Annotated in this window: 10 protein-coding genes and 1 riboswitch; of the genes, 4 read left to right on the top strand and 6 right to left on the bottom strand. The window is 64.6% G+C overall.

The window, feature by feature from the left end:
- Positions 1-66: 66 nt before the first annotated feature.
- Positions 67-327 (top strand): DUF2790 domain-containing protein, encoded by a 261-nt coding sequence (locus AC3WLP_RS16175; RefSeq protein WP_003247932.1) that lies wholly within the window; start codon positions 67-69, stop codon positions 325-327.
- Between the two features lies 1 nt (position 328).
- Here the strand turns inward: AC3WLP_RS16175 and AC3WLP_RS16170 are convergent, their stop codons facing one another.
- Positions 329-1,021: a tRNA (adenine(22)-N(1))-methyltransferase gene (locus AC3WLP_RS16170; protein WP_088512695.1), complete on the bottom strand. Its 693-nt coding sequence runs from the start codon at positions 1,019-1,021 to the stop codon at positions 329-331.
- Positions 1,022-1,157: 136 nt separating this feature from the next.
- On the opposite strand from AC3WLP_RS16170, the gene AC3WLP_RS16165 reads away from it, so the two are divergent.
- Both AC3WLP_RS16165 and AC3WLP_RS16160 read left to right on the top strand, forming a co-directional pair.
- Complete coding sequence (locus tag AC3WLP_RS16165) at positions 1,158-1,538, top strand: RidA family protein (protein ID WP_014860143.1); 381 nt, start codon at positions 1,158-1,160, stop codon at positions 1,536-1,538.
- Between the two features lie 211 nt (positions 1,539-1,749).
- Complete coding sequence (locus AC3WLP_RS16160) at positions 1,750-3,750, top strand: peptidase U32 family protein (protein ID WP_003247926.1); 2,001 nt, start codon at positions 1,750-1,752, stop codon at positions 3,748-3,750.
- A gap of 335 nt (positions 3,751-4,085) precedes the next feature.
- On the opposite strand, the gene AC3WLP_RS16155 is transcribed toward AC3WLP_RS16160, so the two are convergent.
- The gene (locus AC3WLP_RS16155) at positions 4,086-5,411 is read right to left on the bottom strand and encodes a sigma-54 dependent transcriptional regulator (RefSeq protein ID WP_010954363.1); all 1,326 of its coding nucleotides are present in this window, start codon (positions 5,409-5,411) and stop codon (positions 4,086-4,088) included.
- Positions 5,412-5,752: 341 nt separating this feature from the next.
- Here AC3WLP_RS16155 and AC3WLP_RS16150 point away from each other — a divergent pair, with 341 nt between their 5' ends.
- Positions 5,753-6,019, top strand: a complete 267-nt coding sequence (locus tag AC3WLP_RS16150) for a hypothetical protein (protein ID WP_003247923.1) — start codon at positions 5,753-5,755, stop codon at positions 6,017-6,019.
- A gap of 106 nt (positions 6,020-6,125) precedes the next feature.
- Here AC3WLP_RS16150 and AC3WLP_RS16145 read toward each other — a convergent pair whose 3' ends face one another.
- From AC3WLP_RS16145 to cobW, 4 genes are all read right to left on the bottom strand, one after another.
- Entirely contained in the window at positions 6,126-6,716 is a 591-nt protein-coding gene (locus tag AC3WLP_RS16145; protein WP_012052138.1) for a vWA domain-containing protein, read from the bottom strand.
- 77 nt (positions 6,717-6,793) lie between these two features.
- Positions 6,794-7,807: a magnesium chelatase ATPase subunit I gene (locus tag AC3WLP_RS16140; RefSeq protein WP_088512696.1), complete on the bottom strand. Its 1,014-nt coding sequence runs from the start codon at positions 7,805-7,807 to the stop codon at positions 6,794-6,796.
- 1 nt (position 7,808) lies between these two features.
- Positions 7,809-11,570: a cobaltochelatase subunit CobN gene (gene cobN / locus AC3WLP_RS16135; protein ID WP_088512697.1), complete on the bottom strand. Its 3,762-nt coding sequence runs from the start codon at positions 11,568-11,570 to the stop codon at positions 7,809-7,811.
- Positions 11,571-11,573: 3 nt separating this feature from the next.
- Positions 11,574-12,641, bottom strand: a complete 1,068-nt coding sequence (gene cobW, locus AC3WLP_RS16130; RefSeq protein ID WP_003247913.1) for a cobalamin biosynthesis protein CobW — start codon at positions 12,639-12,641, stop codon at positions 11,574-11,576.
- Positions 12,642-12,741: 100 nt separating this feature from the next.
- Positions 12,742-12,958, bottom strand: a riboswitch (cobalamin riboswitch).
- Between the last annotated feature and the right edge of the window lie 112 nt (positions 12,959-13,070).

Here is a 13,070-nt window from a genome sequence, read left to right as displayed (position 1 = left end):
TTAGCCCATTTATTGTGGATGACCAATGAATAGATCATTAGCCATCCATTAAAAAAGGAGCCTGTCATGAAACGCTCGATCGCTGTCCTTGCCATTGCCGCTGCCTTCGCCTCGTTCGGTGCTTTTGCCGATGCCGGCAACAACCAGCCAGTCAGCAGCCAATATGAATACGGCATGCCGCTGGACGTGGCCAAGGTCATCTCCATCACACCGGCCAGCAACGCCGCCGACTGCCAGGTAGGCACCGCACACATGGTGTACGTCGACCATCAGGGCCAGAAGCGCGAAATCGACTACCGGGAAATGGGCAACTGCTCGCAGCAGTGAGTCAGGCCAGCACCTGGGTGATCCAGCCCACCTGCTGATTGAAATCGTCGACCTTCGCCTGAGGCACCGCATCGCGGGCCCGCTGGAAATTGGCCAGGGTCTGCTGCTTCTGCCGCAGCATGCGCCGCCACTTGACCACAAACGCCTCGCTTTTCTCCTGCATCAACACGGGGCCGAAGTACAGCTGTTCAGCGCTATACACCCCCCTGCCCGGCTCGGCGACGATGATCTCGTAATCGAAGCGGTTTTCCCGTAGCAGCTCTTCGCTGACGATCTGGTAACCATTGCCCGCCAGCCACTGGCGCAGTTCGCGCTCACCGCCATTGGGCTGCAGTACCAGGCGCGTGACGCCGCCAAGGCGCTGCTTGCCGGCCTCGAGTATCTCGCACATGGTGTCGCCGCCCATCCCGCAGATGCTCACCACCGAGATACGGTCTTGCGGCTCGACCGCTGCCAGCCCATCGGCCAGGCGTACGGTTACCTGCGCTTGCAGGCCGTTTCTGCGCACATTGCGCTGGGCCGAGGCGAACGGCGTCTGTGCCACTTCACCCGCTACCGCGGCCTCGAGCACGCCACGCAGCATCAAGGCCACCGGCAGGTAGCCGTGATCCGAGCCAATGTCGGCCAGGCGCGCGCCCTGTGGCACATGGGCGGCCACACGCTCCAGGCGCCTGGACAAAGTCTGTTCGTTCAACGTAAACCCCTGGTTTTGCAATCGCCTGCGATTCTGACGGCGAACGCCGCGCATTTCAAACGCCGAGGCACCCTCGACCGGGCAGGTGCGCTCGCGTAGGCTTGCCGTTTTCCTTCCGTTGCAAGGCAGACACACCATGGCACATGCAGACATCCTCTACACCCCGGACCCGGACGCCGAGTCGATTTCCTCGGACGTTGCCGAGTACAACGGCGTGCTGGTCACCACGCAAATCCCGACCCACGCCGACGGCAGCCTGGAACTGGGCGGCATCGTCGAGCAGAGCGAATGCACCCTGCAGGCGCTGAAAGTGGCTCTGGAAAAGGCCGGTAGCGGTATGGACCGCGTGCTGCACCTGACCATCTACCTGACCGACATGGCCGACCGCGCAGCGTTCAACGAGGTGTACCAGCGCTTCTTCAGCAAGCCCTGGCCGGTGCGTGCGGCGGTGGGTGTGGCTTCACTGGCCTTTGAAGGCATGCGTGTGGAAGTGACGGCGATGGCTGCCAAGCGCTGAGCTGCGCATGTTGGGGTGCGCGCCCCCAACATCGTTGACTGACTGCAAGATCGCCGGGGCCGCTCTGCGGCCCTTTCGCGACGCAAGGCCGCTCCCACAGTTGCGCGTACCCGCAGCCAATCCCGCACCTCTCGGCACCCCAATGATGCCGCCAGCCCATTTCACCGCTACAATGCCCGCCTAAACCGTGACAGCCCGAAAATATAACGACATGTCCCTTCCAAAGAATCACCTGGAACTGCTCAGCCCTGCCCGTGACGTGGCCATCGCCCGTGAAGCGATCCTGCACGGCGCTGACGCCATCTATATCGGCGGCCCGAGCTTCGGCGCGCGCCATAACGCCTGCAACGAAGTCAGCGATATCGCCGAGCTGGTCGAGTTCGCCCATCGCTACCATGCACGCGTGTTCACCACCATCAACACCATCCTGCACGACAACGAGCTGGAACCGGCGCGCAAGCTGATTCACCAGCTGTACGATGCCGGCGTTGACGCGCTGATCGTGCAGGACCTTGGGGTGATGGAGCTGGACATCCCGCCGATCGAGCTGCATGCCAGCACCCAGACCGACATCCGCACCCTGGAACGGGCCAAGTTTCTCGACCAGGCCGGGTTCTCGCAACTGGTACTGGCGCGGGAGCTGAACCTGCAGCAAATCCGCGCCATCGCCGCCGAAACCGATGCCGCCATCGAGTTCTTCATCCACGGCGCGCTGTGCGTGGCGTTCTCTGGCCAATGCAACATTTCCCATGCGCAGACCGGCCGCAGCGCCAACCGTGGTGATTGCTCGCAAGCCTGCCGCCTGCCCTACACGCTGAAAGATGACCAGGGCCGCGTGGTTGCGTTCGAGAAACACCTGCTGTCGATGAAGGACAACAACCAGACCGCCAACCTGGCTGACCTGGTCGATGCCGGCGTGCGCTCGTTCAAGATCGAGGGCCGCTACAAGGACATGGGCTATGTGAAGAACATCACCGCCCATTACCGCAAAGAGCTCGATGCCATCCTTGAAGACCGCCCTCAGTACGCCCGCGCGTCCAGCGGCCGTACCGAACACTTCTTCCTGCCCGACCCGGATAAAACCTTCCACCGCGGCAGCACCGACTACTTCGTGACCGACCGCAAGGTCGATATCGGCGCCTTCGACTCGCCAACCTTCACCGGCCTGCCGGTGGGCGTAGTGGAGAAGGTCGGCAAGCGTGACATGCAAGTGGTCACCGACGTACCGCTGACCAACGGCGACGGCCTCAATGTGCTGGTCAAGCGCGAAGTGGTGGGCTTCCGCGCCAACATCGCCGAACCGCGTGGCGAATTCGAAGAAGACGGCCAGAAGCGCTACCGCTATCGCGTCGAGCCCAACGAAATGCCCGAAGGCCTGCACAAGCTGCGGCCCAACCACCCGCTGTCGCGCAACCTCGACCACAACTGGCAACAGGCCCTGCAACGCACCTCCTCCGAACGCCGGGTCGGCGTGGAGTGGCACGCCGTCCTGCGCGAGCAGCGCTTGATGCTAACCCTCAGCAGTGAAGAAGGCGTAAGCGTGCAGGTGGCCCTGGACGGCCCATTCGGCGTAGCCAACAAGCCGCAGCAGGCACTGGAGCAGTTGCACGACCTGCTCGGCCAGTTGGGCACCACCCTGTACCACGCCGACCGCATCGAACTGGATGCCCCGCAGGCGTACTTCATTCCCAACTCGCAGCTCAAGGCCCTGCGCCGCGAAGCCATCGAGGCACTGACTGCAGCACGCGTGCAGGCGCATCCGCGTGGCGGGCGCAAGGCCGAGACCACGCCACCGCCGGTGTACCCCGAGTCGCACCTGTCGTTCCTGGCCAACGTATACAACCAGAAGGCCCGCGACTTCTACCACCGCCACGGTGTGCAACTGATCGATGCGGCCTATGAAGCGCATGAAGAACACGGCGAAGTGCCGGTGATGATCACCAAGCACTGCCTGCGCTTCTCCTTCAACCTGTGCCCCAAGCAGGCCAAGGGCGTGACCGGCGTGCGTACCAAGGTGGCACCGATGCAGCTGATTCAGGGTGACGAAGTGCTGACCCTGAAGTTCGACTGCAAGCCGTGCGAGATGCATGTGATCGGCAAGATGAAGAGCCACATCATCGACCTGCCGACCCCGGGCAGCGCGGTGGCCCAGGTGGTGGGGCATATCAGCCCCGAAGACTTGCTCAAGACCATCCCGCGCGGACCGCACTGAGTTCGCCGGGCAGGGCCTCTTCGCGGCTAAACCGATGTGTGTCCACCCCCGGTGTAGGAGCGGGTTTACCCGCGAATACGGTAGCAGCGACAACAGTGAACGGCCGGTGGACATTGGCCAGCAGGCCCGGCCCTTTCGCGGGTAAACCCGCGCCTACACAGGCTTGTGGTTCCCCGGTAGGAGCGGCTTTAGCCGCGAATACGGTAGCCGCGACAACGGTGAACGGCGGGTGGAAATTGGCCAGCAGGCCCGGCCCTTTCGCGGGTGAACCCGCTCCTACACCGGCTTGTGTAAGAGCGGCTTCAAAGAACAGCGCAAGCGTACCTCAGCAGCGCTCAGCGTATCTGGTGCTTGTGCAACAACCGATAGAACGTCGGCCGTGAAATGCCCAGCACCTTGGCCGCCACGCTCAGGTTGTCGCTGTGCCGGTTGAGCACATCGCACAGCGCCTGGCGCTCGGCGCGCTGCTTGTATTCTTCCAGCGTGCCCAGCGGTTGTTGTTCCGGGTCGAGCAGTTGCAACCCCAAGTCTTGCGCCTCGATCTGCCGCCCTTCGGCCAGCACCAACCCGCGGCGCACGCGGTTGGCCAGTTCGCGCACATTGCCCGGCCAGTCATGCCGCCCCATCGCCGCCAGGGCATGGTCGCTGAACGACCGTGGCCGACGCCCGGTCTCCACGCTGTAGAAATGGGCAAAATGGTTGGCCAGCATCGACAGGTCACCATGCCGGTCGCGCAACGGCGCGGTCACCACCTGCAAGACGTTCAGGCGGTAATACAGGTCTTCGCGGAAACGCCCTTGCTCGATGGCCCGCTCGAGGTCCACATGGGTGGCCGCCAGCACCCGTACATCCACCGGTATGGGCTGGCTGCCACCCACCCGCTCGATGTGCTTCTCCTGCAAAAAACGCAGCAAGTTGGCCTGCAATTCCAACGGCAGGTCGCCGATTTCATCAAGAAACAATGTGCCGCCATCGGCCGCTTCGATACGCCCGGTCTTGCGCTGGTGGGCACCGGTAAAGGCGCCCTTCTCATGGCCGAACAGTTCGGACTGGATCAAGTGCTCGGGGATCGCCCCGCAGTTGATCGCGATGAACGGTTGCTCGCTGCGTTGCGACTGGCGGTGCAAGGTGCGCGCCACCAGCTCTTTGCCGGTGCCGCTTTCTCCGCGGATCAGCACAGGCGATTCGGTGGGTGCCAGTTTACCCAGCAACTTGCGCAACTCGCGGATAGGCCGGCTTTCGCCGAGCAACTCATGGGTTGCCTCATCGACCTTGACGGCCCCCTTGCCGCGCAAGCGCGCCATGCCGAAGGCCCGGCCCAGGGTTACCTGCACGCGGGAGACGTCGAACGGCAGGGTATGGAAGTCGAAAAACCACTCACACACAAAATCACCGAACGCCGGCATGCGCAACTGATCGGCGCTGAGCACGGCAATCCATTCGGTGTTGCTGCGCTTGATCATGTCCTTGACCGCGTCCGGGTGCCTCAGGTGCGAAGCCTGCAAGCGCAATAGCCCGACATCGCACGTGTGGTCCAGCGCGGCCCCGAGCATACAGCTGTCCACATCCCAGCCTGCGTTGCGCAGGCCAGGTAACAAGCGGTGGCAATCGTCGCAGGGGTCGACGATAAGCAAACGGCGTTGAGCGGCAGGCTGCTGCATGACCGATCCTTGGCGCCAGTTTTTGGTTTTTTGAAGTAAAACAGCAAGTTGTGGCGCCCGTTTAACAGTAGCAACGAAGTTGACGGTGCCCAGTACCGTCTGTCTGCCGAATCATTTTTTTACAAACCGCCACGGGAATTTTCGCACTTTATCGACATCACATGGCGGCGCAGGCAAGAACAGCGTCGACCCTGAAAAAAAATTTACAGCCAATGTGTGACTTACCCACGAACAACGAGCATCAGTAGACATAACCCCGCGCTGCATTTCGCGATCAATGAGGCGACTTTGAAGCAACGCGGACTTCACTTCGATGTTTGGGACCATAGAGAGACCGAACCATGAATGCCCCGCTCCGTGTCAACGAAGCACTGCTGATTGCCGACCACGCCTTCGAACCTTTCCAGTGCGTAGCCTGGGATGCACCCAACGGTACTGGTGAACTGAGCCTGGCAGTGATCGACCGGACCAGCACCCGCATCGGCGCCAAGCAAGTGTCGTCGCGCATCTACTCCGACCCGGCCCAGTGGGCCAGCCTGATCGAAGAAGTGCGCGCCGAATTGTGTGAAAAGGGCTACGACCTGCAACCGTGGTCGATGCCGAAGTAAGATCGGCCAGCACAACAAGTGCGTGCATGGTCACGCACTTGTACAACTTCTCTGTTGCTGTTGTGGCAACTTTCCCAATTGCGACAACGTGTCGCAACCTGCCAGTTCAATCCACCACCTTGAATTGTTGCAAGTGCTGGTAATCAGCCTGTAATTGTTCTGCCAGACGCTGCGCGCGTCCCAGGCGCACGGGCGCCAGTTCCATATCGACCAACAACGTGGCGCATGGCATCGGCTGCACGGTATTGCTGTGCTGCAGGCGACCGTCGGTGAACACCAGGCAACGCAAGGCCTCTTGCGGATGGGCTCGCTGCCGCGCCTGTAGCCAGTGCCGCGCCTGTTCCAGGGCGGCGATCAGCGGCGTGCCCCCACCTGCTCCCAAGGCCTGCAGCCAGGGTTGCAAGGCAGCGGATGCCTTCAGCCCGTGGCGCTGCCACTGTGGTGTGCGCCCGCTGGCAGTCAGCAGGGCCAGGCGGGCGCGCTGGCGGTAGGCCTGGTCGAACAATGCCGCCAGCAGCCCTTTGGTCTGTGCCAGCGCCTGATGGCGCCGGGTTGAAGCCGAGGCATCGACGATCACCAGCCACAATTCTGCCGGCCTGCCTTGGCGCTGCTGCCAGCACAGGTCCTGTCGCTGGCGTGGCCGCCCTTTGAGCAAGGTCGGCAGCCAGGCTACCCGGCCGGCCGCCGCATTTCGCACGAGGCCACGGCGGGTACCGTTCTGCTTGCCTATGCCCGTTCTGGCATCCGCCCCGTTGGCTGGTGGCTGGGGGATGCTCAGGGCTTTTTTGCCCAGTTCGGCACCTCGCGGCGGGCGCCGCTGGCTACCGGCTGTGCCGGTAATGCCCCCCAGTCGCCCTGCCCACCCTGTTCGCCCGGGTTGCCGGCGCCAGGCTGCTGGTCAGGCGGCTGTGGCGCCGACGGCGGGCTGGCCTGGGGCGTCATACGGCGGCGATGGCGCAAGGCGAATTCGGCCACCGCCTCGACATCCACTTCTTCGATAGCTGCAGCCCCACGCCAGGCACAGTGGGCGCGCGCAGCGCGCAGCCACACCAGGTCGGCACGCAGGCCGTCCACGCCGGCGGCGTAGCAGCGCTCTGTAATCCAGGCAAGCGCCTGGTCATCCAGGGCAATGTCGGCCAAGGCCTGGCGCGCCGCGTGGCAGCGCTCGCGCAGTTGCGCCTGGGCCTGGGCCCAGTGTGCGCAGAACGCCTGAGGGTCACTGTCGAAGGCCAGACGGCGGCGAATGATCTGCTGCCGGGCCTCGGGCTCCGGCAAGCCCTCCAGCGCCACGTTCAATCCGAAACGGTCGAGCAACTGCGGGCGCAGTTCGCCCTCTTCCGGGTTCATGGTGCCGATCAGTACGAAGCGGGCGCTGTGCCGATGCGAGATACCGTCACGCTCGATGCGGTTTGTGCCGCTGGCAGCCACGTCAAGCAACAGATCGACCAAGGTGTCGGGCAGCAGGTTGACCTCATCGACATACAGCACACCGCCGTCGGCCTGGGCCAGCACGCCCGGGGAAAACTGCGCCTTGCCCTGCCCCAGCGCGGCATCCAGGTCGAGGGTGCCGACCAGCCGCTCTTCACTGGCGCCCAATGGCAAGGTGACGAACGGGCCTTCGCCAAGCAGGTCGGCCAGGCCACGGGCCAGGGTGCTCTTGGCCATGCCACGCGGCCCTTCGATCAGCACACCACCGATCCTGGGGTCGATGGCGGTCAGGCACAGCGCCAGCTTGAGTTCGTCTGCACCGACCACGGCCGCCAGCGGAAATTGTACGGGTTCACTCATTTCAAGCCTGTTCCTCGCCATCGAGCAGTTGTTCCTCAAGGGCTTCGCGGTAGTCGCCCGGCGCCTGCCACAAGCCGCGCTGCTGGGCCTCCAGCAGGCGCTCGGTGAGGTCGCGCAGGGCCTCGGGGTTGTGCTCGCGCATGAAATCGCGGGTTGCCGGGTCGAGCACATAGGCATCGGCCAGCCCCTGGTAATGATGGTCGTCGATCAGGTGCGTGGTGGCGTCGAAGGCGAACAGGTTGTCGACTGTCGCGGCCATCTCGAAGGCACCCTTATAGCCGTGACGCTTGACCCCGTCGATCCACTTGGGATTGAGCGCACGGGCGCGGATCACCCGGTTCAGCTCTTCCTTGAGGGTACGGATGCGCGGTCGGTCGGCCTGGCTGTGGTCGCCATGGTAGCTGGCCACCACCGCCCCGGACAGGGTTTCCGAGGCCGCCAGCATGCCGCCCTGAAACTGGTAGTAATCGTTGGAATCGAGCAGGTCGTGCTCGTGGTTGTCCTGGTTCTGCAGCACCGCCTGCACCTTGGCCAGGCGCTGGGCGAACTGGGCGCGGGCCGGGGTGCCGTCGTCGCTGCCGCCGTAGGCATAGCCGCCGTGGTTGAGGTAGACCTCTGCCAGGTCGTCGCGGCTGTGCCACAAGCGCCCGTCGATGGCGTTCTGGACCCCGGCACCGTATGCGCCGGGTTTGGCACCGAACACCCGCCAGCCAGCCTGACGTGCAGCCTGCTCGGCATCCACGCCTTGAGCCTGCAGCGTGGCCCGTTCGCTGCGCACGCGGGCAGCCAGGGGGTTGAGGTCGTCAGGTTCGTCCAGCGCGGCCACGGCCTGCACGGCGGCGTCGAACAGGCGGATCAGGTTACCGAAGGCATCGCGGAAGAAGCCGGAAACGCGCAACGTCACATCCACCCGCGGGCGGTCGAGCAGGCTCAACGGCAAGATTTCGAAGTCGTCGACGCGCTGGCTGCCGGTGGCCCAGACAGGCCGCACGCCCATCAGCGCCATGGCCTGCGCGATGTCGTCGCCGCCGGTGCGCATGGTCGCCGTGCCCCACACCGACAGGCCGAGCTGACGCAAGTGATCGCCGTGGTCCTGCAGATGGCGCTCGAGGATCAGGCTGGCCGAGGCGAAGCCCAGGCGCCAGGCTGTGGTGGTGGGCAGGTTGCGCACGTCCACCGTATAGAAGTTGCGGCCAGTGGGCAGCACATCGAGGCGCCCTCGGCTAGGCGCACCACTGGGGCCGGCGGGCACGAAGCGCCCGGCCAGTGCCGCCAGCAGGCCATGCATTTCAGCCGTGCCGCAGGCGTCCAGGCTGGGTGCGACCGCTTCACGCAGGGCTTGCACTACAGCGTGCACCGGTTGCCACTCACTCAGGTCGGGTAACTGTGCCGTGCCCTCCAGTGCCTGCCCGATCACCTGAAGTGCCAGCAGCTCAAGGCGCTCGCGGGTGTCGCCACAGGTGCGCCAAGGTTCATTGCTCATGGCCTGCAGCTGTTCAGGGCGTATGCCCTGCCACGGCTGCCCAAGGTCGCAGTCGAGCGGGTCCCAGCCCGGCACCAGTGCTTTGGCCAAAGCCCGCAGCAGGCTGGCATTACCCCCACGACCGTCGCCACGCTCGACCCGCAACAACGCCAGCAGCGTATCCAGGCGTAGCCGCCCTTCAGGTGACTGACCAAACACGTGCAGGCCATCGCGAATCTGCGACTCCTTCAGGTCGCACAGGTAGGTGTCCAGGCGCGGCAGCCAGAGCGCCGCATCGTCCAGTTGCCCTTCCAGTTGCAACTCACGGTCGATGTGGTTGGCCTTGACCAGCTCGAGGATGTCACGCTGCAACTCGCGGGCACGTCGAGGGTCGAGCAACTGCGCTTCATAGAACTCGTCAGCCAGTTGTTCCAGGTGGCGCAGCGGGCCATAGGTTTCGGCACGGGTCAGCGGCGGCATCAGGTGGTCGATGATCACCGCGTGGGTGCGGCGCTTGGCCTGGGCACCTTCGCCCGGGTCGTTGACGATGAACGGGTAGATGTTCGGCAGCGGACCCAGCAGCGCGTCCGGCCAGCACTGCGCCGACAGCCCGACGCCTTTGCCGGGCAGCCATTCGAGGTTGCCATGCTTGCCGACGTGGATCACCGCATCGGCGGCAAATGCGTGACGCAACCAGAAGTGAAATGCCAGGTAGCCATGCGGTGGCACCAGGTCAGGGTCGTGATACACCGCGCTAGGGTCCACCTGGTAGCCCCGCGCCGGCTGGATACCGACGAAGGTCAAGCCAAAGCGCAGGCCGGCAACCATCAGCCGGCCGCTGCGGAACATCGGGTCCTGTTCGGGCGGCCCCCAGCGTTCCAGTACTGCCTGGCGGTTGGCCTGCGGCAGGCGCTCGAACGCCACCTGGTAATCGGCCAGGCTCAGGCTCTGGGCACAGGGACGCTGGTCGAGATGGTCGAGGTCGTTGGTCACGCCACCGAGCAGCTGGTGGATCAGTTGCGTACCGCTGCCCGGCAACTCGGCCAGCGGATAGCCTTCGGCCTGCAGCGCCTTGAGGATGTTGAGTGCGGCGGCGGGCGTGTCCAGGCCGACGCCATTGCCAATGCGGCCATCCCGGGTCGGGTAGTTGGCCAGCACCAATGCCACACGCTTCTGGGCGTTGGGCAGGCGGGCCAGCTCGACCCAGCGGCGGGCCAGCTCGGCGACAAAGTCCATGCGCTCGGGGTGGGCGCGGTAGCAGACAACGTCGGACTGGCTGCGCTCGCTGCGCCAAGCCATGTCCTTGAAACTGACAGGGCGTGTGATGATGCGCCCGTCCAGCTCCGGCAATGCAATGTGCATGGCCAGGTCGCGCGCGCCCAGGCCCTGCTCGCTGGCTTCCCACCCTGGCTGGTTGTCCTGCGCGCAGATTGCCTGAAGCACCGGGATGTCGCGGCGAAACGGGCGCAGGTTGGGGCGCTCGGGGCTGGACAAGGCGAAACCGGTGGTATTGACCAGCACTTCAGCGCCGACCTCGTCCAGCCAGGCTTCGACCTGTTCCAGGCAGGCGCTTTCCTTGAGGCTGGCCACGGCGATCGGCAACGGGTTCAGGCCGGCAGCCTGCAGGCGCTGGCAGAACACGTCGATGAACGCGGTATTGGCCGCTTGCAGGTGCGAACGGTAGAACAGCAACGGCGCCACTGGCTGCTCGGGGTGCCAGTGCGGGTACCAGTCCTCGAGTGTCGCGCTGCCCTTGGCGGGGTGATAGACCGCCGTTCGCGGCAAAGGCTGCGGCTCGTCCCAGGCATAGTCGCGGCCCAGCCATTGGCTGGCCAGGCAGTTGAACAGGTTGATGGCGTTTGCCTTGCCGCCCTGGCGCAGGTAATGCCAAAGCCGCTCGGCCTGCTCACCGCGGACGTTGCCCAGGCTGGTCAGCTCCGGGTCCGGGCGGTCATCGCCCGGCACCAGAATCAGCTGCACGCCACGGGCGGCCAGCTCGACCAGTTGTTCGACACCATAGCGCCAGTAACCAACGCCACCGTGCAGCGACACCAGGATGACCTTGGCGTGGCGCAGCACCTGGTCGACATACAGGTCGACCGAGGCATGGTTCTGCACCTGCATCGGGTTGGCCAGGCGCAGGCTGGGAAAGTCTTCGGGCAATTGCTCGGCGGTGTCGGCGAGCAAGGCCAGGTGTGAATCGCCGCTGCAGAGAATCACCAGCTCGGCGGGTGTCTGGCCGAGGTCGGCAATGCTGTCATCCGGTACGAAACCACCGGGCTGGGTCCGCAGCAGGTGCATGGGTCAGGCGCCCAGTGCCTGGCGCAGGCGCGCTTCCAGCTGGGCAGCATCGAGGTCCTGGCCGATCAGCACCAGGCGAGTGATGCGCGGCTCATCGGCGCGCCAGGCGCGGTCGAAGTGCTTGTCGAAACGGGTGCCCACGCCTTGTACCAGCAGGCGCATCGGCTTGCCCGGGATGGCGGCGAAGCCTTTGGCGCGCAGGATACCGAACTCCACCACCAACTGGGTCAATGCATCGAGCAGCAGGCTTTCGTCGGCTTCCGGCAGGTCGATAGAGATGGAGTCGAAAGCGTCGTGGTCATGATCGTCATGATCGTCGCCGTCGTGATGCGAATCGTGGTGGGTTCGGCGGCCATCGATATGCGCCTCGGACTCGGCACCCACGCCCAGCAGCACCTCCAGTGGCAGCTTGCCGCTGCTGGCCTCGATGACTTTCACCGCCGGCGGCAGTTCTTCGGCCACCTCGGCACGCACCTTGGCCAGGCCTTCGGCGTCGATCAGGTCGGCCTTGTTCAACACCACCAGGTCGGCGCTGGCCAACTGGTCAGCGAACAGCTCATGCAGGGGCGATTCATGGTCCAGGTTAGGGTCGAGCTTGCGCTGGGCATCGACCTGGTCCGGGTAGGCAGCAAAGGTGCCAGCGGCCACGGCCGGGCTGTCGACCACGGTGATGACCGCATCGACGGTGCAGGCGTTACGGATTTCCGGCCACTGGAACGCTTGTACCAATGGCTTGGGCAGGGCCAGGCCGCTGGTTTCGATGAGGATGTGGTCGAGGTCGCCACGGCGGGCCACCAGCTCGCGCATCACCGGGAAGAATTCTTCCTGCACGGTGCAGCACAGGCAGCCATTGGCCAGCTCGTAGACGCGGCCGCTGGCTTCTTCCTCGGTGCACCCGATGCTGCACTGCTTGAGAATTTCGCCATCGATGCCCAGTTCGCCGAACTCGTTGACGATGACCGCAATGCGGCGCCCCTGGGCGTTGTCGAGCATGTGGCGCAGCAAGGTGGTCTTGCCCGAGCCGAGGAAGCCGGTGACGATGGTGACGGGGAGCTTGGCCAGTGTTTTCATGTCGCATTGCCCTTGGCAGTGTGGCGCGGGCATGCAGGACGACAGCCGCAGGCCAGGCCGGCCGGGCTTGTTCGCCACCGGATCACCCCGCCCGGTTGAAAGTCGAAAACGTGACGAGGCAGGTCTCCTGGCTTGCACCGTTCCATGTCCCCGTTCAGTCGAACAGCGGGCTGGCGGGATGACGCCTTCCCGCGCGCTGGCGCAGTGGCTGTGTCGATCCGTTGTCGGTGCTTACAGTTGCGGGGGCAGCCGCGGCTTGTACCGCGTTCCCGTCTTAGCTTCGGCCAGGCCGAAGAACCTCGAAGTGGGCAAGGCTACGCAGTGGCTGGCGGGTGGTCAACCATTGCTGCCGGCTGGTCGACCATAAGGGGAGCAACTGCGCTACAGTGGCACCTTTTCAACGGACAAGGACGCCCCATGCCCCTCGCC

Source organism: Pseudomonas sp. FW305-E2 (assembly GCF_058782925.1).
This window is presented reverse-complemented; position numbering and strand designations above follow the sequence as displayed.